Raw genomic sequence first — 22,528 nt, forward strand, 5'->3', positions numbered from 1 at the left:
GTAAAGGCACTATTCCTCTTTGGCAAGATCGAAGGTCACAGTGATTCGATCACGCGAAACACGAATCTTTGGGTCGCCGCAAAGGTTGAGATAGTACCTGGCGGCAAGGTCATTGAAGTCCCGCTCCACAGCACGCGAAAACTGTGCCATGTCATCCTTGGCAATACGTAGCCCGCGACGATCCTTCGCGAGATCGACAGGAGCCGGCGCATGCGAGGACGAATCACGCTCGCGCAGCAGACGCGCGGTCACACCGCGAACGGGCTTAATCTGCCCTGCCAAAATGCGATGTGCCGTGCGCTCGGACATCCCAAGACCCAAACCCGAGCAGATACGGATAAAGTCCTCGGCATCAGAGGCAAGGCCTAAACGATCGACAACCGGAAGCTCGCTCTCGTCATCAATAAACAGGAGACGAGACGTATCGAGCCGACTTGACGCCTGAGCATAAAGGGTCGCGGCAATCTCAGACGGAGAACCAAGATAGACATCGCAACCACGCAGCTCCTCGAGCGCAAACTCACAGGCAGCGCGAATAATATTATGCGGGCCGCGAGCACAGACATAACGTCCGTCCTCATCCTTGACGGCCTGGGGCCAGCTGGACTGATCGGCACGCTCACTGAGGCGGTCGGCTGCAACGCTCACCTTAAAGGCTGAACCAAGATCGACGCCGGACGTGACCACACGGGCCTCGTCGGTGTTCTGCTTGATCGAAAACAATGCCATGCCACGACCGTGAACGCCCCAACGGTCCATCTTCATGCTCTCAAGCTTGGAGGTAACGCGGGCATCGAAGATTCGCTCTTGCATATCCTGCGGAACGCCCGAACCGTTATCCAGAAAGACAAGCGTGCGAACGCCATCTTCCTTGGTCGTAGCGAGATAGACTTTGTCGGCGCCGGCATCGCGAGCATTACGGAGCATTTCGATGACGATATCCTCGACATGCTGAATGTCGTGCTTTGCCTGGCGCCGCTCGGCCTCCGAAACGCGGAGGCGGACATACCCCTCGCCAAGGTTCTCCTCGACGCGAAGGTTGCCCTCCCCCGACATCGACGCGATAAATGAGATGAGCTCGTTCGCGTCGCTCATGTTATTTAGCGATATCGACAGCGCGGCTCTCGCGAATCACGACGACGCGCACCTGACCGGGATACTCCATCTCTTCCTCGATCTGATGGGCGATATCGTGAGCCAGGACCGTGGACTGGGCATCGGAGATCTTGTCCGGCTGAACCATGACGTGGACCTCGCGACCGGCCTGCATGGCATAGGTACGCTCGACGCCGTCATGGGAGTTGGCGATCTCCTCGAGCTTCTCAAGACGCTTGATGTAGTTCTCGGCAGACTCGCGACGGGCACCGGGGCGAGAGGCAGAGACAGCATCGGCGGCCTGTACCAGGACATCGAGCACCGTGTTGGGATCGACATCGGCATGGTGAGCCTCGATAGCGTGGACGATAACGGGCTTCTCACCATAACGGCGGGCAAGCTCGGCGCCGATGACGGCATGCGGGCCCTCGACGTCGTGGTCGATTGCCTTGCCCAGGTCGTGCAGCAGACCGGCGCGCTTGGCGGTCACAACGTCCAGGCCAAGCTCGGAAGCCATCACGCCGCACAGGTCGGAGACCTCGAGGGAGTGCTGAAGCACGTTCTGGCCAAACGAGGTGCGGTAACGAAGAGCACCGAGGGTCTTGACGATCTCGGGGTGCAGATCATGAATGCCGGTGTCGAAAGCAGCCTGCTCGCCGGCCTCGCGCACGCGCTGCTGAACCAGGTCGGCAGCCTTGTGATACATCTCCTCGATGCGGGAGGGGTGAATGCGGCCGTCGGCGATGAGGTTCTCGAGGGCGACACGGGCGGTCTCGCGACGGACCGGGTCGAAGCTCGAAAGAACGACGGTCTCGGGCGTGTCGTCGATCACGAGGTTGACGCCGGAAACCTGCTCGAAGGTCCGGATGTTGCGACCCTCGCGACCGATGATACGGCCCTTGAGGTCATCAGAGGGAATGTGCACGGAGGTAACGGTGACCTCGGCTGTGTGGTCGGCAGCGCAGCGCTGAATCGCCAGGGACAGAATCTCCTGGGCGGTCTTGTGGCACTCGGCGCGAACCTGCTGCTCGGACTCGCGAATGATCGTGGCAGCCTCGTGGGTGACCTCGCCGCGAACCTTATCGAGGAGCTCCTTGTGGGCGTCCTCGCGGGTCAGGTCGGCGATACGCTCGAGCTCGGAGGTCTGCTTGGCGCAGAGCTCCTCAAGCTCGCGGGAGCGCTTCTCGACCTGACCGGCCTGGCTGGACAGCTGGTGCTCACGCTTGTCGAGAGCGTCGTTTCGGCGATCAAGGGACTCCTCGCGCTGCATCACGCGGTTCTCGAGCGTACGAATCTCGCTCTTACGCTGCTTGTCCTCGGCCTCGGCGGCCTGCTTGTTCTTGATGATCTCCTCTTTAGCCTCGAGCAGAGCCTCTTTTTTGAGGGCCTCGGCCTGACGCTTAGCATCACCGATCAGGGACTCAGCCTGTGCGTGTGCCGACTGGATCTTTTCGTCGGCCTCGTGAAGACTACCCTGCTTGGCGGTGCGCATGTAGGCAATGGCGGCGATGGCACCCAAAACGATGCCAACGAGCGCTGCGATGATAGGCATGCTCACTCCTTTTTATGGATTCGTTACACAACAAAGCGAACCGTCCTTACGAACGGCTCGCGACATTTGAGTAATATGGGCGCAGCTTATGCGGGTCGGATACAGATAAACATATAAACAAACTCATCACAGATGAGCACATATCACAAAGCAAATGACAGTGTTTATCGTACGTTGAACCACAACAACTGTCAAATAAATGGCCCCAGCACGGCGGCTAAAACGCGGTGAACGGCAGGGCCACAAAGCGCATACGCCTAAACTGCACATTCCTCGCGTTCGGCATCGAGACGTACCTTAACGGCATCGGCGGCGATGTGATACGAGAAGCCTTTGCCTATCAAAAACCGAACCAGTTTTTCGAATCCGCGCGTCTCTGGAACACGACGCTTGGCGAGCAGGGCTGACGCACGCGCCAAATCGTCTTCGACGGCAAAATAATCCTCGGGATAACCGGGAATGTCATCGAGCACGACATGACGGCGCTTGAGCTCGGTCTCGATTTTGCGCTGTCCCCAACCGCGCCGCTTGCGCTCCTCGATAAAGTACGAGCAAAAGCGGCTCTCGTCTAAAAAGCGATACTCGGTGGCGCGCTCGACGGCGAAATCGATCGCAGGCTGGTGAAAGCCGTAGCGAGCCAGCTTGTCACGGACCTCACCCGTCGCATGGTCGCGGCGCGATAACATCTCGGTCACCATGGTAAGTGCACATTTACGCTCAATGAGCTGCACCGCCTCACGGAAGTTGTTCCAATCACAGGGAAGATCGGGGCGGTTTTTGACATACAGCCGCGCGACCCGCACGGGAATCCAAATGGACCGCTCAAAACCGCCCTCAAGCTCACAATCGATATGTGCGCAAGGCTTTTTGGACGCATACCCGCTCGAGAACGAGGAGGCCGCCTTCTTATCGGGAAAGACGACCGTGGCCTCGGTCACCGTATACGACATGAGCGTAACCGCTACTCGTCGTCATCATCGAGCATGGCGGAACCATCGATGGCGTAAAGCTCGTCAAACTCCTCAGGCGCAGGCTGATCGGTCAGCTCGACCTCGGACGGAGCATCGTCATCAAACTCAAGTCCGCAGGCAAGGCGGACCTTATGCTCAATCTCGTCAGCGCAATCGGGGTGTTCGCGCAGGAACGCCTTGGCGGCCTCGCGACCGTTGCCGAGCTTGTCCTCGCCATAGGCAAACCAGGAGCCCATCTTCTTGCAGATGCCGCACTCGACAGCCATGTCCAGAATCGAGCCCTCCTTGGAGATGCCCGTACCGTACATGATGTCGAACTCAGCAGAACGGAACGGAGCTGCCACCTTGTTCTTAACGACCTTGGCGCGCACGCGGTTACCGATAACCTCGTCCTTAAGCTTAATGCTGTCGATACGGCGAATGTCGATACGCACCGAAGAGAAGAACTTAAGGGCGCGGCCGCCCGTCGTAGTCTCGGGGTTGCCGAACATGACGCCGATCTTCTCACGCAGCTGGTTAATGAAGATGCACGTCGTGTTGGACTTGGACAGCGAGCCGGCGAGCTTGCGGAGCGCCTGGCTCATCAGGCGAGCCTGAAGACCGACCGTAGTATCGCCGATTTCTCCCTCGATCTCGGCACGCGGGGTCAGCGCGGCGACGGAGTCGACGACGATGGCATCGATGGCGCCGGAACGCACGAGCATGTCAACGATTTCGAGCGCCTGCTCGCCCGTATCGGGCTGGGAAATGAGCACCTCGTCGATATCCACGCCGATGCGCGCGGCATACGTGGGATCAAGCGCGTGCTCGGCATCGATAAATGCCACAACGCCACCCATTGCCTGGGCCTCAGCCAGGATCTCGAGCGAAAGCGTCGTCTTACCGGAGGACTCAGGACCGTAAATCTCGACGATACGGCCGCGCGGCACGCCGCCGATACCCAGCGCGGCATCGAGGGCCAGGGCGCCCGTGGGAATGGCCTCGACCTCGAGCTCGGGGCCACCGTCGCCGTACCTCATGATGGAACCCTGGCCGAATTTCTTCTCGATCTCGGCCTTGGTGGTGGCGATCATCTCATCGCGCTCTTTACCCGTCGTGCGAGCATGAACGGTACGTACGGGACCTGAATTCTTGGCCATGAATAGCCCTCCTCTTAACAACCTGCATCGATAATAAACGAACGGCTGTTCGTGGTCAACCGTTCAGGCCAATCATATGCAGGCGGTCTTTCCAAAACCCAACCAAACGCCGACCAAACACTGACCAAATGCTTGACCACAAAGGACCAAATATGAACAAGGCAGGCAAAAATACATCTACAACCAGCACAAACGCCAAATGAGCCTAAGGTCCCTATCTCCACAATTAAGGGGCTCGGAGGCCCCTTAAAACACGTCTATTCCATAGAGTTGAGCACAAGGGCAATGCGACCCAATGCCTCCGTGACCGCATGGGCACGAACACACGAACGGTCACCCTCATAGTGGCAGCGCAAAGAGTCCACGACCGGCACGCCCCCATCGGCGGAACGATGCGCCCAGCCAATATAGAAAGTGCCCGCCGGATCGTCCTCAGTGCCACCGCCGGGGCCGGCATAACCCGTTGCGCTCACTGCAATATCGCTCTGGTACAGCTCCAGCGAACCCACCGCCATCTCGCGCGCGGTCTGATGCGACACCGCGGTATAGCGGTCGAGCGTCTCCTGCTCAACACCAAGAACACGATGCTTAATCTCATCGCAATAGGTCACCGCACCGCCACGCAGCACCGCCGAGGCGCCCGGGATATCGGCAATCGTCGAGGCGATCATACCCGCCGTCAGCGACTCAGCCGTCGAAACCGTCACGCCCCGAGCGCTCGCGCGCTCGACAATATCACGCGCCAGTTCCTCGTTATGTGCGGAAATCTGCTCAAAAGAGTCCGTCATACCCACCAGGACCTAGACCGAAAAGACGATCTTGCGGCAGTTCCAGAAGTACTGGGCGCCCGAGATAACGGTCAGGACAACGGCAACGGCGTACAGGAAGCGCGACACCGAGTAGATGCCGAGCGTCAGCGCCACCGGGCCAAGGTGCAAGCCGGCCATAGCAAAAACGCACAGGTAACCGCAGATGGAGACCATTGTGGTTGCCGTCTTGTACTTGCCGAGCTTATCGGCCGCAACGACCACACCGGCAGCACTCGCGACCATGCGAAGGGCACTCACCAGCAGCTCACGGAACAGGATAATGAACACCGACCACACGGTCACCGCGCCAAAATCCAAGAACAGCAGCAGGGCCGAGAACACCAGCAGCTTGTCGGCGATGGGGTCCAAGAACTTGCCGAAATCGGTGATCTCGTTGCGCGAGCGTGCCAGATAACCGTCGACCTTATCGGTGCACGACAGGATCACATACAGAATGAAGGCAGCGGCGGCGAGCGGGCCGTCGAAGGCACTCCAATCCGTACCGGCAACACTCGTGTGAGAAAGCGCCGACACGATCATGAACACCGGGATAAAGACGATGCGAACGCACGTCACGATGTTGGCGGGCGTCCAGACACTCGTCAGTTCCTTATTGCTCTCGTTAGCCACGACGCTCTCCTACTCCACAACATGACCGATAAGCTCATAGCAGAAGCTATCGGTAAACTCGACGGTCAGAATATCGCCCACGGACGCCTCGCTGGCGTCCAGATGGACCGCGCCATCGGAATCGGGCGCCTGGAACCAGGCATGGCCGATCAGCTCGGCGCCATCCTCGGTCTCTTCGATACCGTCGACGATTACCTGGGCGCGCTCGCCCACATGTGCGGCGGTGGCGGCAAAACCGAGCGACTCGGCCAGGTCCATGGCCTCCTGGGCGCGCTCGAGCTTAACCTCCTCATCGACCTGGCCCTCCATCTTGGCGGCCAGGCTGCCTTCCTCACGCGAGTAGGCAAAAACACTCGTGTAGTCAAAGCCGACGGTGTCCATAAAGTCGATAAGGTCGCGGAACTCGTCGTCGGTCTCGGTCGGGAAGCCGACCATGGCCGTGGAACGAATCACGATGCCGGGGATGCGCTCGCGAAGGTCGCGGAACAGATCCTCGAGCTCCTGGCGCGAACCGGAGCGACGCATGGCCTTGAGAATGCGCGCGTCGCAGTGCTGCACGGGGATATCGATATAGGGCAGCACCTCGGGCGTATCGCGAATCGTCTCGATGAGTTCGTCAGTCATGCCCTCGGGCTGCAGATAGAGCACGCGGACCCAGACGTTGTGCGGGCGCACGGCCTCGGCGACGGCACGCAGCAGCTGCGCCAGATTGCGCGGCGAGCCATCGGCGACGCCCTCGTCGGCAAAGTCGGTACCCCAGATGCCCGTGTCCTGGCCGATCAGCACGATCTCGCGCACACCGCCGGCAACCAGGTCGCGCACCTCGGAGATGATGCTCTCGGCATTGCGCGAATGATAGCGGCCGCGGATGTAGGGAATCATGCAGAAGCTGCAGAAGCGGTTGCAGCCATCGGAAATCTTGACGTAGGCGACAGCACCCTCGACGGTACGTTTGACCTGCGGGATATAGGCTGCAATCTCACGCTCGACACCCAGCACGCCATCGATGACCGCCACGATGCCGTCTTCCTCGTCGGCCTTCACAAAGGCAGCGACCTCGGGCAGCTCGTCAGGCAGGTCATCGCCATAGCGCGACGGCACGCAGCCGCACATGACGATGGGGCAAGAACGAACGCCGTCCTGAACCTCGTTGGCGAGCTCGAGCGTGGTCTCGATGCTCTCGGACGTTGCGGAGGCGAGGAACGAGCAAGTATTGACGATGGCGATATCGGCATCCTGCGGGTCGAATGCCTCCTCGTAGCCCGCGGCGGTCAAAAGAGAACGCATGCGGTCGGTGTCAACCTCGTTCTTAGCGCACCCGAGGGTGATGTAGAGCACGGAGCCCAACGGTGTATCCATGTTGGAGAGCAGTCCTTTCGATTGATATTAGCGGTAGTTGGTGAACTGCAGCGGCTGGCCGTAGTCCTGGTCGCGCAGGAACTGGATCACGGTCTGCAACGCGTCCTTCGAAGCAGAGGAAACACGCAGTTTGTCGGCCTCGATGGTCACCTTGACCTTGAGCTTTTGATCCTTGATGTCCTTGTTGATCTTCTTGGCGGTCGCCTGGTCGATACCCTCGACGATACGGCCGAGTACGCGCACGGTGCCGCCCGATGCCGCCTGCGGTGCATCCCACGAGACAGCCTTGAGGTCGATGCCGCGCTTGATGAGCTTGGAGCTCAGCACGTCGACAATCTGCTTGGAGACAAAGTCGGCCGGGGCGTTGATCGTAAAGAGCTTGTCGCCCTTCGAAAGCTCAATCGTGGCGCCGGAATCCTTAAGGTCATAGCGCTGGGAAATCTCGCGCGTGGTCTGCTGAAAGGCGTTGTCGACCTCTTGCATGTTGACCTCGGACACGACGTCGAAGCTGGAATCTTTAGCCATGATGTTTCCTTTCGCGTACGAGCGGCTTAGTAGCTATCGTACGAATAGTCGGTAGAATCGCTGGGCGTCTGACCGTCAGTTGCGGTATCGGCGCCATCCGTGGACTGGGCATCGGTACCGTCGGTGGTATCGGTACCATCGGTGGTGTCGGTACCATCAGAACTTTCACCATTCTCGGAATCAGACGTCTCCTTCTTGGGAACGGTGATCGTCACGCGCGCCACGCCCGAGGTCTTGGTATCGTAACGGACCTTTTCACCGTTCTTGGTAACGGTGACATCGGAAGGCTTGGACGTGGTGATCTCGATTGAGGACTCGGGCGTGTACTCCTGCTCAAAGGGGCCAGTCGCCTGGGCGCCATAGACCGACTTTCCGTCGACCTTGACCTCAATCCACGCGGTCTTTCCCTTGGCAACGGAGACTTTGACCTTCGTGACCTCGTTCTCTTCCTTCTTGGCCGTCGTCTTGGTAGCGTCCGAATCAGTCGACTCATCCGTCGCCTCATCGGTGTCTTCGTCCTCGTCGACCGTTTCGGTCTTCTTAGAAGACTTCTTGGTCGTCGTCTTGGTAGCAGTGGGCGTCTCGGGCGTGTTCTCGGGCGCCGAAGATGCGCAACCGCGCAGAAGCAACACGATGAGCACAATCAACAGCAGCGCAACGGCGCCGATGCCGGCGTAGACGATACGCGGATCGAGCCCGTTGTTTTGAGGAGTACGTGATCCGCCGCGTCCACGACCGGAACTGCTGCGGCCGCTTCCCTGAGGCATACGACCGCGATTGCTATCGGAACGGCCGCGATAGCCGCCCTGGCCCTGAAGGCTGCGCTGACCCGAGCGGGGCGCAAGTTCACCGCGGCCTTGATAGCCACGCTGGCCCGAACGCGGAGCCGAAGAGCGCTGGCCATACGGCTGTGATTGAGAGCGAAGACGCGGCGTCACCTGCGTGGTATCGGCATCCGCATAGCCACCGCGAGAGCGTCCCGTAGAGGCACCACGGTAACCGCGATCGGAATAGCCACCGTCGCCGTAGCCGGCACGAGGGTCACGCGCCACGCCGCGGGCAGCGGGAAGCGCACGGTCCTCGGGCATCGGCGTACTGCGGAACCGGTCACGCTGTGAACGAATCTCCTCGCCTGAACCCGTCTCGGTAATATAACCGGCCTGCTGAGGACGCTGTCCATAGCGGGTCGAACGACCGCCCTGAACCATCAGGAAGCGCCCGTTGTCGACCGAGGAAAGCGAATTGACGTAGCCCGCGGCGTCCTGAAAACGACCGCCCTGCTGGGACGTCTCGCGTTCGTATGCCATCAGGTCGTCAAAGTAGGCATTGACGACCTCGCGCGGATTGAGGCCCAAAAAGCGTGCATAGCTCGAAATCATGCCCTGCGCATAGCCGCGCGGCGGCATCGAAGCAAAGTTACCGGTCTCGAAAAACTCGATGATCTGCGGCCTGATTTTGATGGTGTTGGCGACCTGCTGAATGGAAAGGCCCATCCGGCGACGCTGCTCGAGCAGCATGTCACCAAAGCGTGCAGCCATCAGAATCCTCCAAACTCACGATCTTCACGTGCCATCTCGGCGTCGACAGATTCCAGCGCGGCAAGCCCCTCCTCGTCCAACAGGACCTCACGCGGCTTGGAACCGTCGGGCGGTCCGACGACACCCTTTTCTTCCAGCATGTCCATAATACGCCCGGCACGCGCATAGCCAACCTTCAGACGACGTTGCAGGCCAGATGTGGAGCCAAGCTGCGATTCCACCACAATATGGGCGGCTTCCCAAATGAGCGGATCATCGTCTTGCGGCTCGGCGACTCCGGTGCGGACAATGCCGCCGCCACCCGCCATGGACATGGAAGCGGGCGCCACGGCAGACAGGATCTCCTCGTGGTAATCGGGCTCGCTCTGCGACTTGACGAACTCGACAATCTCATTGATTTCATCATCCGAGACAAAGCAGCCCTGGATACGGCGGGGCTTGCCCCAGTCGACCTTGGAGAACAGCATGTCGCCCAAACCGGTGAGCTTTTCGGCACCCATCTGGTCGATGATGACGCGCGAGTCGATGCCCGTGGCGACGTTAAAGGCGATGCGGTTGGTGATGTTGGCCTTGATGAGGCCCGTCACCACGTTGGAGCTCGGGCGCTGCGTGGCCACGATAAGGTGGATACCGGCGGCACGGCCCAGCTGAGCAATACGCACGATCGAGGCCTCGACATCCTTACCGGCGACCATCATCAGGTCCGAGAGCTCGTCAATGATGATGACCAAGTAGGGCATCTTTAGCGGCGGGTTGTCGTAATGCTCAAACTCGCCGGCGGCCTGCTTTTCGTTATAGGTCGAAATCTTACGAACGTTAAGGCGCTCGAAGACCTTCAGGCGACGCTCCATCTCGGACACGGCCCATTGCAGAGCGCTCGCGGCCTGCTTGGGCTCGGTCACCACGGGGACATAGAGATGCGGGAGACCGTTATAGCCCGCAAGCTCGACGCGCTTGGGGTCGACCATGATCAGGCGAACGTCCTCGGGAAGGGCGCGCATGAGCAGGGTCGTGATGATGGAATTGATCATCACCGACTTACCAGAACCGGTCGTACCGGCAATAAGCAGGTGGGGCATCTTGGCGAGGTCAGCTACAACCGGCGTGCCCTCGGCATCGCGACCAATGGCCAGCTCGAGCGGACCGCCCTTAACATAGGGCAGCACGTCGCCCAGATTGACGTTTTGGCGCTTGCGATTGGGAATCTCGATGCCCACGAGCGAGGTGCCGGGGATCGGGGCAAAGATACGTACCGACTGGGCAGCGAGCGAAAGCGCGATATCGTCCTCGAGGCTCGAAATCTTGCTCACGCGCTCGCCCTCACCAGGCTGCAGCTTAAAGGTCGTCACCGTGGGGCCGGCGATCCAGCCGACCACGCGGGCACTGCGGCCAAACTCAAGCAAGGTGGATTGCAGTGACTCAGCGGTCTGCTCCAGCTCCTTGTCCGAAGACGCGGCGGAAGCCGACTGCGGGTTGGCATGCAGGATTTCGAGCGGCGGGAGCTTGAGGCCGTCCTCTTCTTCGCCCTCGTTATCTGCGGCGCCACCGTCCGCTCCCCCATCGCTAGCCGCAGCCGATTCGACAGCACTCGAGGCAGGCGCATCGGCAACCTTGGGATGCTTCAAGAAGTCGGGAATCTGAGGTGCTGCCGAGACAGGATTCACGGCAAACGGCGGCTCGGACTCGTCGATCTTATCAGGGTCGTCTTCCATCGAAAGCTGACCGGTTACCTGGTCGCGCTTGGCATGACGACGCGGCAGCAAAGTTGTCTTTGCGGTCTCAATCGGAGCCTCGTCGTCCTCGTCATCACCCTCAGTGAGCTCAATCTCGCTATCGGACCAAGACGGGTCGGGCTCGCTCGTGTTGAGTTTGGGCGTGGCCTTGCCCTTCTTAACATGACGACGCGGCAGCAGCGTCGTCTTAGCGCGCTCGGCCTCCACGGCATCGGACACGTCGACAAACGGATCCTCGTCCTCGTCGTCATCGTCCAAAACCGGGTCCACATCGTTGCCCATGACCGTGGTCACGGCAGCATCGGAGCCCTTTTGACGAAGAATGCTCAGGTGCGGACGGGCAACGCCGGGCACCGACAGGGCTTCGTCGTCACCCCACGGGCTCGCGTTGACATAGGCACGACGGCGCTCGGCAAAATCGGCCGCACGGTCGCGAGCAGAGCGCAGCACGCCACCCACCGAAAAGCCGATGATGACCAAGCCCACGACGACAAGGCCCAACAGGACTACCATCGCGATAGGCTTACCCAGGGCATTCTGCAGCGCACTCGCAATAAACGCACCGATGTAGCCACCCGAGGCGGACAAATTTTGCGGCGTGAACATAAGGTCACACGAGTCGCTCGTACCCGGCACCATCAGAGAAAGAATGGAGACAACGGCGATAAAGACCACGGCTCCGCCCGCGACCGAGCGCGCGTTGAGCGGCGAGTCCTCGCCTAAAAAGAGCGTGGCGGCAAACAGCAAAATGACGATCGGCAGCACGTAGGCGCCCAGACCAAAGCCCAGGTGGTAGAAACCGGCAACCGCAGCCGTAACGGGTGCGGTCGCCGGCGAAATCACGGCAATGAAGGACGCAATCGCCAAAACGGCGATGACCACGCCGGCGATATCGCGGTTGGCCGAGGGCTCGACCAAGGGCTCAAAATCGTCGAAGTCGGCCTCGTGGCCCTTATTGGCACGCAGATGGGAACCGGCACCCTTAGCAGATGCCGGTTGGTTATTGGCCTTATTGCCTTTGGCGTTTTGTGCAGATCCGCGCGCCAAACTAAACCTCCATGACGACCGGGATGATCATCGGACGGGTGCGCGTACGGCTCCAAATAAAGTTGGAGAGCGAATCGCGCACGGCCTTGCGAATGGCATCGGAACCGCTGCTCGTAAAGCTAAACTTGCCCTTCTCGATCGTCTTCATAATGGACGCGGAGGCATCCTCGGAGAACTGGTCGTCGATGGCAAACGAGACGCCGCGGCCCGAGAACTCGATGGCCTCGATCTTCTTGTGCTTGAGCGAGACGATAGCAACGGCCGTGACCATACCGTCGTTGGCGAGCTTCTGGCGATCGCGCAGGACGATGGGGTCGGTATCGCCGATACGCAGGCCGTCGACGTAGACGACACCGGACTCGACGGGCGTACCGCGCTTGACGATACCGCCGCGCATCTCGAGCGTATCGCCGTTATCGAGGATAAAGATGTGATCGTCCTTGATGCCCATCTTGCGGGCCAGCTGGGCATGGGCGCGCAGATGCACGGCCTCACCGTGAACCGGCATAAAGTACGTGGGCTTGGCCATGGCCATCAGGAGCTTGAGTTCCTCCTGGCTACCGTGACCGGAGACGTGGACGAGAGCGCGGTTCTTATCCCACACGTCGCAGCCGAGCTTGGCCAGGCTGTTGACGACCTGCTGGACGGCCTTCTCGTTGCCAGGAACGGGAGTTGCCGAGAGGATGACGGTATCGCCCTCGTGAATAGAGAGCGTCTTGTGCTCACCGTTGGCCATGCGGGACAAGGCCGACAGCGGCTCGCCCTGCGAACCGGTGCACATGACGACGATCTTGTCGTCGGGCAGGTTATCGATATCGAAGGCATCGATGATATCGGCATCGTCGATGTTGAGGTAGCCCAGCTCGCGCGCGACGCGGGTGTTCGTGAGCATGGAGCGACCGGTCACAACGACCTTACGGCCGCACTTGCGGGCGGCATCGCAGATCTGCTGCAGGCGATGGATATGGCTCGAGAACGACGCGACGAACACGCGACCCGGGGCGTTCTTGATGGCGTGCAGCAAGTTGGGACCAACCTCGGCCTCGGACTTGGTAAAGCCGGGAACCGTAGCATTGGTGGAGTCGGAAAGCAGCAGATCGATGCCCTGCTTGGCAAAGCGGCTGATAGCGGCATAGTCGGGCGTGACGCCGTCGATGGGCGTCTGGTCGAGCTTAAAGTCGCCGGTGTGCATAACGGTGCCCTGATTGGTGCGGATGAACACGCCCAGAGCGCCGGGGATGGAGTGCGTCATCGAGAAGAAGTCGAGCGAAATGCCGCCGAGGTTGACATGGCTGCCGCCCTTGACCTCGCGGAACTTGGGTGCGCGGATGCGGAACTCGGAAAGCTTGCCCTCGATAAAGCCAAGCGTCAGCTTGCTCGAGAAGATGGGCACCTTGTTGTTGAGGTCCTGCAGCAGGTACGGAAGCGAACCGGTGTGGTCCTCGTGGCCGTGGGTGACGACGATACCGCGGAGCTTCTCCTCGTTCTCCAGAACATAGGTGTAGTCGGGAAGCACCAGATCGATACCAGGCTGGGAGTCATCCGGGAACATGAGACCGGCGTCGACGAGCACCATGTCGTCGCCACACTCGAAGACCGTCATGTTCTTGCCGATGCCGTCAAGACCGCCGAGCGGAATGATCTTCAAGGGAGATGATTTTTTAGCTGCCATAGGTTAGTGTGGTTTCCTTTCTTCGAAACGGGTCTGGAACAACCGACGGGGCGCTTCTGGCAAACCGACCGCCGGGAACGTACAAACATGCATCACAGAGTCGACGCAGTAACCACAGTATGATACCCATTTGCCCACCAACAGACCACCCATGCATCAAAGCCCCATCTGAACTGGTCCATCCCGCCGGTTTCCCGTGGGGCGGGCACTGATGAAGTTTCCTGCTCTACAGTCCTGCTCACGACGGAGGCCACATTAAGTGGCCTCCTGTTCGTGCGGAACTCGCGATAAACTTCATCAGTGCCCGCCCCACGGGAAACCGGCCAAATAGAGACAGATTTATTTTGGTCGGTTTTATCTGGGAAGATGCTGCTGCGGCTATCTACAGATCTGTAATCTGACTACTGAATAGACTGTCTAACTAAATAGCGAGCGGCATTAACCAGCCCTTTTGCTTGCGCCCGGGAGGGACGCATATGAAGTTTATCGCGAGTTCCGCACGCAAAGGAAAGCACTTAATGTGCTTTCCGTCTTGCGCAGGACTGTAGAGCAGGAAACTTCATATGCGTCCCTCCCGGGCGCAAGCAAAAGGGCGACCCCATTGCGGAGTCGCCCTTGTTGAACTGCTTATGTGGAGCTGCTACTCGGCGTCGTGGTGACGGCGGGGCTTGCGGCCTCCGTTGTCGCCGGGACGACGCGGACGGTCGCTGCGCTCGGAGCGCTCGCGACGCGGACGCTCACGGCGCTGGAAGTGCTCGCCGTCGCCCTCGGAGGCACCCTCGGCGCGAGCAGGGGCCTCGGGCTTGTCAAGACGATCGAGCGAGATCTTGCCACGATCGTCGACCTCGATGACGACGACCTTGACCTCGTCGCCAACGTTGAGGACGTCCTCGACCTTCTCCACACGGCCCTTGGCGACGCGGGAGATGTGCAGCAGGCCATCCTTGCCGGGCAGCAGGTTGACGAAGGCGCCGAAGGGCTGGATGGAGACCACGCGACCGGTGTACTCCTCGCCCGGCTCGGGAACCTTGATGATGAGCTTGATACGCTCGACGGCCTGGTCGACGGACTCGCCGGTGCCGCCGACAAAGACGGTGCCGTCCTCCTGGATGTCGACCGAGGCGCCGGTCTCGTCCTGGATACCGCGGATGACCTTACCGCCGGAACCGATGACGTCGCGGATCTTGTCGGTCGGAACCTGGATGGAGACGATGCGCGGGGCGGTGCTGCGCGTGGTGTGGCGCGGCTCGGGGATCACATCGAGCATCTTCTGCAGGATGAAGGCGCGACCCTCCTTGGCCTGCTGCAGGGCGCGGGCCAGGATGTCGAAGGTGAGGCCGGTAGCCTTGTTGTCCATCTGCAGGGCGGTGATGCCCTCGGTGGTGCCGGTGACCTTAAAGTCCATGTCGCCCAGGAAGTCCTCGAGACCCTGGATGTCGGACAGGACCACGGTCTTGCCCTCCTCCTGGATCAGGCCCATGGCGATACCGGAGACCGGGCGCTTAATGGGCACGCCGCCGTCCATAAGGGCGAGCGTGGAGCCGCAGGTCGAAGCCATCGAAGAGGAGCCGTTGGACTCCATGACCTCGGAGACGACGCGGATGGCGTAGGGGAACTCGTTCTCGTCGGGAAGCACCGGAAGCAGAGCGCGCTCTGCCAGGTTACCGTGACCGATCTCGCGGCGCTTGGGGCTGCCCATGCGGCCGGTCTCGCCGGTGCAGAACGGCGGGAAGTTGTAGTGGTGCATGTAGCGTTTGCCCTCGGTGGGCTCGATGGTATCCAGACGCTGGCCCTCGTTGAGCATGCCGAGCGAAAGAACCGAGAGCACCTGGGTCTGGCCGCGCTGGAACAGGCCGGAGCCGTGAACGAGCGGCAGGTAGTTGTCCTTCACCATGATGGGACGGATCTCATCGGCGGCACGACCGTCGACGCGCTCACCGGTCTCGACGACCATGGTGCGCATGGCCTTCTTCTCGAGCTTCTTGAGCGCCACGGGGATCTCGCGCTCCCAAGCGGCCTGCTCCTCCTCGGTGAACTCGGCACGGATGGACTCCTTCAGAGCCTCGACCTTGCCGATACGGGAGAGCTTGTCGGCGTCACGAAGGGCGGCTGCCATCTCGTCGTAGTGGGCGAAGATGCGCTCCTGGACCTCCTCGACGGGCTGGTCGAGCGGGTACTCCTTCTTGACGATGGGGCCGTTGACCTGCTCCCACTCGGCAACGAACTCGTCCTGAGCCTGGCAGAAAGCAGCAAGGGCCTCCTGGCCAAACTTCATGGCGGCGAGCATGTCGTCCTCGGAGATCTCCTCGGCGCCGGCCTCGACCATCGAGATGAAGTCGGCAGAGCCGCCCAGCTCCAGGTCCAGATCGGAGTTCTCGCGCTCCTCGTAGGTGGGGTTGAGGATAAACTCGCCGGTCTCCACGTTACGGCCGATGCGCACGCAGGCAAGCGGACCCTCGAAGGGCACGCCGCCGAGCGTCATGGCCAGAGAAGCACCCATGACGTTGATGACGTCGAAGGGGTTGACCTGGTCGGCGACGAGCGAGGTGGCGACGATGTGCACCTCGTTGCGGAAGCCATCCGGGAAGCTCGGGCGAATCGGACGGTCGATCATGCGCGCGGTGAGCGTAGCCTTCTCACTGGGACGGCCCTCACGCTTGAGGTAGCCACCCGGGATGCGGCCGGCGGCGTACATCTTCTCGTTGAAGTCGACGGTCAGCGGGAAGAAGTCGTAGTTCTTACGCTCCTTGGAGACGACCACGGTGTCGAGCATCGTGGTGTCACCCTGCTTGACCAGGCAGGCGCCGGTGGCCTGCTTGGCAAGCTCGCCCGACTCAAAGGTGTAGGTCTTGCCGTACAGCTCAAAGGTCTTGGATACGAGTGTCATTGTTCTCCTTTACCCCGCAGACCCCTTGCCTGCGGGCTTCTCATGTGACGCGGGCCCCCTGCCCCCGCCACGCTTCAGAGCGTGATTGTTCGCGCCCTTACACAAAAAGAGCGCCCCGCTGCGCAGGACGCTCTTAGCATGTACAAATCCTACTGGATGTTGTCGCGGATGCCCAGAGCCTTGATGAGCTCACGGTACTCGACGATGTCGTTCTTCTTGATGTAGGAGAGAAGACGACGACGACGGCCGACGAGCATGAGCAGGCCACGACGGGTGTGGAAGTCCTTCTGGTGGGACTTCATGTGCTCGGTCAGCTCCTTGATGCGCTCGGACAGAATGGCGACCTGAACCTTGGGGTTGCCGGTGTCGACCGGGGTGTTACCGAACTGTGCAGTCAGCTCCGCCTTGCGCTCTTTGGAAACAGTCATTGTTTCACCTTTCGTTTTACGTCGCCCACGGGCGACTCGATTCGCCTCGGACTGGGAAGCCGCCGGTGGAGCGAGCAACCAAGGTCGAGGTACCAACAGGCCGATATGTTACCACAAGCAGCCCGCCCCTGTGCATCATCACCGACCCAACATGAATTCCATCGCACGGAGGCGCTGATCGGTGTGCGTCGCAGCCCAAACATGCGAAAGCCCCAACAAAAAGGCTGCGGTATGGGGGTCGACGCTCTCGGCCATGAGCGCATCGAAGGTCATGGACATGAGGGCGCGCAGCCACGCGACCTCACCGGTCGACACCAGCTCGGCACCCGGAACGCTCGAAGCGCACGACCCGCACATGAGACCGCCCGCCTGGGGCGAAAAATACGACAACATGGGGTCTCCGCACAGCACGCAGGCCGAAAAATCGGGACGATACCCGATATGCGACAGCAGCTTAAAGACATATGCCGCCACAAGTAGATCCATATGTGCCGAGTCGAGCCCGCTGCCGACAAGCTTGAGCGCCCGCTGCGTGATGGCAAAGGTAAACGGGTCCTCGGCGTCCTCGAATGAGCACACGCGCGCGACCTCGGCAATCGCGCTTGCGGCGCAAGTCGTCTCGTAATCGGGTGCAACGCCGAGCGGCGCCTCCATAAGCTCGGCCTGGGAAACCACGTCGAGCGACCGTCCATGCGCAAGCAGCATATCGACGGTGCAGAACAGCTCGCAGCGCGCAGCCAGACGCCCACCGGGTTTGCGGGCACCCTTTGCCACGGCACGAACCTGCCGACCCCGTTCGTCAAGCATCGTCAGGATCAGGTCCGTCTCTTTGAGCTTCGTCTTATCGAGGACGAGCACCTTCGTACGATATGTCCGGGAACCTGCCATGCGCGCCGCGTGTCCTTAGTCCTCGGCGTTGTAGCCAAAGCGACGAATCTGGGCCTCGTCGTCACGCCAGCCGGCCTTGACCTTCACGTCCAGCTCCAAAAAGACCTGCGTGCCAAAAATGCGCTCAAGATCGCGACGGGCGTCGATACCGATATGCTTGATCATCTCGCCGCCCTTACCGATGATGATCCCCTTTTGCCCCTCACGCTCGACGTAAATGGTGGCGTGCACGTGCAGTACCTTCTTGGTCTGCTCGAGCGCATCGCAGATCACGCCAACGGAGTGCGGGATCTCATCACGGGTGCGGCGCAAGACCTTCTCGCGCACAAACTCGGCAACGAGCGTCTCATCGGAAGCGTCGGTACCCATGTCCTCGGGGAACCAACGCGGACCCTCGGGCAAAAAGTGCGCAACGGTCTCGATAAAGGCATCGACGTTGAAGTTCTTGACCGACGACGTCACGATCTCGTCGTCATATTCCATGAGCTCGTGGGCAGCCTTAAGCTGTTCCATGACCTGTGCGGGGTCGGCCTCATCGGCCTTGGTGAGCACCAGGACCTTCTTGCAACGGGCGCATCTGACGCGCTCGGCAACCCAAGCGTCTCCCCTGCCGATCGGCTTGGTGGCATCAATCAAAAACGCGACGACATCGACATCGTTCAGCTCGAACAACGCGCTCTTGTTGAGCTCGGATCCCAGACCGTCCTTGGGCTTATGAATACCCGGGGTATCGACAAAGACTAGCTGGTAGCCGGGACGGTTGACGACGGCGCGCATGCGGCGACGGGTCGTCTGAGCCACCGGCGAGGTGATGGCGACCTTTTTGCCATAGCAGGCATTAAGCAGCGTGGACTTGCCGGCGTTGGGGCGTCCGACCAGGGCCACAAAGCCGCTGCGGAAACCGGGCTCCACGTCACCAAAGCCCGCGAGGCTGTCGCCCTCGTCGCACAGGGCGTCGAGCTCCTCGTCGCTCATGCCCTCAAACGGGTCGAACTCCTCGACATCCTCGAGCTCCTCGGTATCCACCGCGTCCAGGGACTCGTCGTCCAAAATCTCATCGGTAGGCTGCATATTGTCGGACATGGGAATCCCTTTCTAAATAAAGCCGAGCGCGTGGGCAAATACCAGCACGCCCACAATCGCGGCGGTGATGGAAAGAATGTAAACAGAGGCAGCGGCGATATCCTTCGCGCGCTTGGCCAGTGGATGCAGCTCCTGGGTCGCGAGGTCGACAATCGCCTCCATGGCGGTATTGCACAGCTCGCCGTGAATCACCAGGCCACAACAGATGATAATCGTGGCCCACTCGGCAATGTCGAGGCCCACGATACAGCCGGCAATGACGGTGCACACGCCCGCCACGAGCATGACCTTAATGTTGCGCTCGGTCTTGACGGCGGTAACGAAGCCCTCCATGGCATAGGAGAACGACTTTAAGAAGGACGGATGGTCCTTGTTAGATCCGGGAATCATAGACGGCTCCTAGTCGTGGGCGTGGTTGGTGATGGGGCCGACATGGACTAGCTTGGGGTCCTCGCCGCGCTCGAGCGCCAGATCGCGCAGGGTGGCGTCCTCGCGGGCCTCCATGACCTCGGCCTCGTCGTCATCAATATGGTCATAGCCCAGCAGGTGCAGCATGCCGTGAACGAGCATCAGACGGCACTCGTCAGCGGGGCTATTGCCAAAACCGGGGGCCTGACGGGCAATGACCTCCGGGGCCAAGATGATATCGCCGAGCTCGAGCGTCTCATCGGCGGGAATGTCATCGTCAAAGGCCGAGTCGCATTCAAACGAGAGCACATCGGTGGTGCGGTCGATGCCGCGCCACTCGTGGTTGAGCTCGTGCATCTCGTCCTCGTCGACATACGAAAGGGAAATCTCGACTTCACGCTCAACGCTCTCGGCGGCAAGCACAACCTCGCAGATGTGCTCCACCTCCTGCGCGTCGAGCAGCGTATCGAGCTCGGCATCGTTGCTGATCAATACACTCAACGGGACTCCTTCCGGTCACGTGCGCGTTTCTCGCGCACATCATCATAAGTATCGTATGCCTCGACGATACGTCCCACCAAGGCATGGCGCACCACGTCGGCACGCTCGAGGTGCGAAAATGCGACATCGTCGACACGGCCCAAAATCTGCTCAACGTCAGCAAGACCGCCGCGACGACCAACCAGGTCGCGCTGACTCAGGTCGCCGGTAATCACAAACTTGGAGTTGAAGCCCAGGCGCGTCAGGAACATCTTCATCTGCTCGGGCGTGGTATTTTGCGCCTCGTCGAGCACCACGAAGGCATCACTCAGCGTGCGGCCGCGCATGTAGGCAAGCGGGGCGATCTCGATCACGCCGCGCTCCATAAGCTCATCGGTTCGCTCGCGATCCATCATGTCAAAAAGGGCGTCGTAGAGCGGACGCATGTAGGGATCGATCTTTTCCTCAAGGGTACCGGGCAAAAAGCCCAGATTCTCCCCCGCCTCGACAACCGGACGCGTCAAGATCAGACGACCCACCTCGTGACGCTTGAGCGCGGCAACGGCGAGCGCCATAGCCAGATAGGTCTTACCGGTACCGGCAGGACCCAAGCCAAACGTGATGGTATGCGAGCGGATGGCATCCACATAGCGCTTTTGCCCGAGCGTCTTGGGGCGAATGACGCGGCCGCGATACGAAAGCAGCACGTCATCGCGAAGCGACGTAGTCTCGTGCTCACCGTCGCGCAAGACGGCCAGACAGCGAGAAACATCGTCGGCAGACAGCGTGCGCCCGGCGGCCGCCTCGCGAAAAGCATGCTCGAAAAAGCGCGCCACGAGTTCGACCTCGTTCGGGTCGCCGCTCACGGAGATGCTATCGCCACGGGCGACCACATGAGCGCGAACCAAGCTCTCGAGCGCACGAAGGACGCCGTCGCCGGCGCCCAAAACGCGCGAGGGATCAATCCCCTCGGGAACGGTAAGTCTAATCTTCGAGGCTTCCATGAACCTCCCTGCGTGCATGGACCAAGCCGGAATCATCGACTCCGATGATAGCAACATCGAGCAGGCACGGGGCTGTAAGTCCACAGGTATCGTCAAGACGGGCATGATGGAACGAGCCGAGCGTCAGGTTGTCACCATACTCGAGCACGGCACGCTCGACCGTGCCCACGCGACGACGAGCGTCGGCAATAGCGAGCTCCTGTGCGGCGGCCCGCATACGGCGGCTGCGCTCAGCCATAACCTCGGGTGGCACCTGGTCGGGCATGTCGGCAGCAAGGGTACCGGGACGCTTGCTGTAGCGGAACACGTGCATACGCGAGAAACCCACACGGCGGCACAGCGCCAGCGATTCCTCGAACTCCTCGTCCGTCTCACCAGGAAAACCGACGATGACATCGCACGAAAGGGACGCCTGGGGCAAGATGGCACGAATCATACGCACCGTGTCCTCAAAGGCCTCGGCGCTATAGGGACGGCCCATGCGATGCAGGGTCGCCGTGCAGCCGGACTGCACGGGCAGGTGCAAAAACGGGGCGATACGCTGCGGGTAGCGCGCCATAACCTTAAGCAGGCGCTCGGAGATATCCATGGGCTCGACCGAGGAAATGCGCACATGCGGAATAGACGTGCGCTCCATGATGGCCTCGAGCAGCTCATCGATTTCGACGTGCTCGTCGGTCGCGCTCTTGCCATCGTAGGCACCCAGGTTCACACCGGTCAGCACCACCTCGGGCACGCCGGCCTCCTGGGCCTCGCGAACTTGCTCGAGCACGGACTCGACGGGCACGGAGCGCTCGGGGCCGCGCGCCTTCCACACAATGCAATAGGTGCAGCGATGGTTGCAGCCATCCTGAATCTTCACGCCCAGGCGAGAGCGACCGAGCGCATCGACCACCTCGCCATCGCTGCAGGCGGGAACGCTATCGGACTCAACACCCAGCACCTCGCAAACACGTTCGGCGACATCTATCTTGGACGGCTCGGCAATCACGCGATCCGAAAGCTCCGACAGCTCCTCGGGATGCAAATTGACCACGCATCCGGTCACGACCACATAGGGCTCGTTTGGATGGGCCAGCGCATGACGGACGGCCTTACGGGTCTTAGCCTCGGCCTCGCCCGTAACGGCACAAGTGTTAATGACGATCAGATCGGCATCCTGGGGCTCCACAATAGCAAAGCCCAAGCGCATAAGATCGGCAGTGATACGGTCAGACTCAACCCGGTTGACACGGCAGCCGAGGTTGACGACGGAAATATGGGGTGCGAGCACGCGGGCT

The 22,528-nt window shown here is 60.7% G+C and carries 19 protein-coding genes; all 19 read right to left on the minus strand.

The window, feature by feature from the left end:
- Positions 1 to 9: 9 nt before the first annotated feature.
- Entirely contained in the window at positions 10 to 1,095 is a 1,086-nt protein-coding gene (locus tag AAAX35_RS04115; protein ID WP_035138498.1) for an ATP-binding protein, read from the minus strand.
- A 1-nt stretch (position 1,096) separates the two neighbouring features.
- A complete protein-coding gene (rny, locus tag AAAX35_RS04120) occupies positions 1,097 to 2,647 on the minus strand; it encodes a ribonuclease Y (RefSeq protein ID WP_349116839.1) in 1,551 nt (516 codons plus the stop codon).
- 257 nt (positions 2,648 to 2,904) lie between these two features.
- Entirely contained in the window at positions 2,905 to 3,597 is a 693-nt protein-coding gene (locus AAAX35_RS04125; protein ID WP_349116840.1) for a regulatory protein RecX, read from the minus strand.
- 11 nt (positions 3,598 to 3,608) lie between these two features.
- Positions 3,609 to 4,757: a recombinase RecA gene (gene recA, locus AAAX35_RS04130; RefSeq protein ID WP_022094695.1), complete on the minus strand. Its 1,149-nt coding sequence runs from the start codon at positions 4,755 to 4,757 to the stop codon at positions 3,609 to 3,611.
- 257 nt (positions 4,758 to 5,014) lie between these two features.
- Positions 5,015 to 5,545, minus strand: coding sequence for a CinA family protein (locus AAAX35_RS04135; RefSeq protein WP_349116841.1), 531 nt, complete (start codon positions 5,543 to 5,545; stop codon positions 5,015 to 5,017).
- Between the two features lie 12 nt (positions 5,546 to 5,557).
- Positions 5,558 to 6,196, minus strand: coding sequence for a CDP-diacylglycerol--glycerol-3-phosphate 3-phosphatidyltransferase (pgsA, locus tag AAAX35_RS04140; protein WP_346965327.1), 639 nt, complete (start codon positions 6,194 to 6,196; stop codon positions 5,558 to 5,560).
- Positions 6,197 to 6,205: 9 nt separating this feature from the next.
- Positions 6,206 to 7,555: a 30S ribosomal protein S12 methylthiotransferase RimO gene (gene rimO / locus AAAX35_RS04145; protein ID WP_349116842.1), complete on the minus strand. Its 1,350-nt coding sequence runs from the start codon at positions 7,553 to 7,555 to the stop codon at positions 6,206 to 6,208.
- Between the two features lie 27 nt (positions 7,556 to 7,582).
- The gene (locus AAAX35_RS04150) at positions 7,583 to 8,080 is read right to left on the minus strand and encodes a YajQ family cyclic di-GMP-binding protein (RefSeq protein WP_349116843.1); all 498 of its coding nucleotides are present in this window, start codon (positions 8,078 to 8,080) and stop codon (positions 7,583 to 7,585) included.
- Between the two features lie 26 nt (positions 8,081 to 8,106).
- Positions 8,107 to 9,618 carry a RodZ domain-containing protein gene (locus AAAX35_RS04155; RefSeq protein ID WP_349116844.1) on the minus strand — a complete coding sequence of 504 codons (1,512 nt, stop codon included), beginning with the start codon at positions 9,616 to 9,618 and terminating at the stop codon, positions 8,107 to 8,109.
- Positions 9,618 to 12,398: a DNA translocase FtsK 4TM domain-containing protein gene (locus AAAX35_RS04160; RefSeq protein WP_349116845.1), complete on the minus strand. Its 2,781-nt coding sequence runs from the start codon at positions 12,396 to 12,398 to the stop codon at positions 9,618 to 9,620. The genes AAAX35_RS04155 and AAAX35_RS04160 overlap by 1 nt, the downstream gene beginning before the upstream one ends.
- A 1-nt stretch (position 12,399) precedes the next feature.
- On the minus strand, positions 12,400 to 14,070 hold the full coding sequence (locus tag AAAX35_RS04165) for a ribonuclease J (protein WP_006235967.1): 1,671 nt from the start codon (positions 14,068 to 14,070) through the stop codon (positions 12,400 to 12,402).
- A gap of 640 nt (positions 14,071 to 14,710) precedes the next feature.
- On the minus strand, positions 14,711 to 16,957 hold the full coding sequence (locus AAAX35_RS04170; protein WP_349116846.1) for a polyribonucleotide nucleotidyltransferase: 2,247 nt from the start codon (positions 16,955 to 16,957) through the stop codon (positions 14,711 to 14,713).
- A gap of 149 nt (positions 16,958 to 17,106) precedes the next feature.
- Positions 17,107 to 17,385, minus strand: coding sequence for a 30S ribosomal protein S15 (gene rpsO / locus AAAX35_RS04175; protein WP_035138510.1), 279 nt, complete (start codon positions 17,383 to 17,385; stop codon positions 17,107 to 17,109).
- Between the two features lie 138 nt (positions 17,386 to 17,523).
- Positions 17,524 to 18,273: a DNA repair protein RecO gene (recO, locus tag AAAX35_RS04180; protein WP_349116847.1), complete on the minus strand. Its 750-nt coding sequence runs from the start codon at positions 18,271 to 18,273 to the stop codon at positions 17,524 to 17,526.
- A 15-nt stretch (positions 18,274 to 18,288) separates the two neighbouring features.
- Positions 18,289 to 19,356 carry a GTPase Era gene (gene era, locus AAAX35_RS04185; protein WP_349116848.1) on the minus strand — a complete coding sequence of 356 codons (1,068 nt, stop codon included), beginning with the start codon at positions 19,354 to 19,356 and terminating at the stop codon, positions 18,289 to 18,291.
- A gap of 12 nt (positions 19,357 to 19,368) precedes the next feature.
- A complete protein-coding gene (locus AAAX35_RS04190; protein ID WP_035138512.1) occupies positions 19,369 to 19,746 on the minus strand; it encodes a diacylglycerol kinase family protein in 378 nt (125 codons plus the stop codon).
- A gap of 9 nt (positions 19,747 to 19,755) precedes the next feature.
- Positions 19,756 to 20,265 carry an rRNA maturation RNase YbeY gene (ybeY, locus tag AAAX35_RS04195; protein WP_035138513.1) on the minus strand — a complete coding sequence of 170 codons (510 nt, stop codon included), beginning with the start codon at positions 20,263 to 20,265 and terminating at the stop codon, positions 19,756 to 19,758.
- Positions 20,262 to 21,248, minus strand: coding sequence for a PhoH family protein (locus tag AAAX35_RS04200; protein WP_035138514.1), 987 nt, complete (start codon positions 21,246 to 21,248; stop codon positions 20,262 to 20,264). Before AAAX35_RS04200 ends, ybeY begins: the two co-directional genes overlap by 4 nt.
- The gene (locus tag AAAX35_RS04205) at positions 21,229 to 22,521 is read right to left on the minus strand and encodes a MiaB/RimO family radical SAM methylthiotransferase (RefSeq protein WP_349116849.1); all 1,293 of its coding nucleotides are present in this window, start codon (positions 22,519 to 22,521) and stop codon (positions 21,229 to 21,231) included. Before AAAX35_RS04205 ends, AAAX35_RS04200 begins: the two co-directional genes overlap by 20 nt.
- Between the last annotated feature and the right edge of the window lie 7 nt (positions 22,522 to 22,528).

Origin of the sequence: Collinsella sp. CLA-ER-H11 (assembly GCF_040092445.1) — a bacterium.
Classification (GTDB): domain Bacteria; phylum Actinomycetota; class Coriobacteriia; order Coriobacteriales; family Coriobacteriaceae; genus Collinsella.

Coding starts and splice junctions, on each gene's coding strand:
- AAAX35_RS04115 (WP_035138498.1), bottom strand. CDS start 1,095: ATGAGCGACGCGAACGAGCTCATCTCATTTATCGCGTCGATGTCGGGG.
- rny (WP_349116839.1), bottom strand. CDS start 2,647: ATGCCTATCATCGCAGCGCTCGTTGGCATCGTTTTGGGTGCCATCGCC.
- AAAX35_RS04125 (WP_349116840.1), bottom strand. CDS start 3,597: ATGTCGTATACGGTGACCGAGGCCACGGTCGTCTTTCCCGATAAGAAG.
- recA (WP_022094695.1), bottom strand. CDS start 4,757: ATGGCCAAGAATTCAGGTCCCGTACGTACCGTTCATGCTCGCACGACG.
- AAAX35_RS04135 (WP_349116841.1), bottom strand. CDS start 5,545: ATGACGGACTCTTTTGAGCAGATTTCCGCACATAACGAGGAACTGGCG.
- rimO (WP_349116842.1), bottom strand. CDS start 7,555: ATGGATACACCGTTGGGCTCCGTGCTCTACATCACCCTCGGGTGCGCT.
- AAAX35_RS04150 (WP_349116843.1), bottom strand. CDS start 8,080: ATGGCTAAAGATTCCAGCTTCGACGTCGTGTCCGAGGTCAACATGCAA.
- AAAX35_RS04155 (WP_349116844.1), bottom strand. CDS start 9,618: ATGGCTGCACGCTTTGGTGACATGCTGCTCGAGCAGCGTCGCCGGATG.
- AAAX35_RS04165 (WP_006235967.1), bottom strand. CDS start 14,070: ATGGCAGCTAAAAAATCATCTCCCTTGAAGATCATTCCGCTCGGCGGT.
- AAAX35_RS04170 (WP_349116846.1), bottom strand. CDS start 16,957: ATGACACTCGTATCCAAGACCTTTGAGCTGTACGGCAAGACCTACACC.
- rpsO (WP_035138510.1), bottom strand. CDS start 17,385: ATGACTGTTTCCAAAGAGCGCAAGGCGGAGCTGACTGCACAGTTCGGT.
- recO (WP_349116847.1), bottom strand. CDS start 18,273: ATGGCAGGTTCCCGGACATATCGTACGAAGGTGCTCGTCCTCGATAAG.
- era (WP_349116848.1), bottom strand. CDS start 19,356: ATGTCCGACAATATGCAGCCTACCGATGAGATTTTGGACGACGAGTCC.
- AAAX35_RS04190 (WP_035138512.1), bottom strand. CDS start 19,746: ATGATTCCCGGATCTAACAAGGACCATCCGTCCTTCTTAAAGTCGTTC.
- AAAX35_RS04200 (WP_035138514.1), bottom strand. CDS start 21,248: ATGGAAGCCTCGAAGATTAGACTTACCGTTCCCGAGGGGATTGATCCC.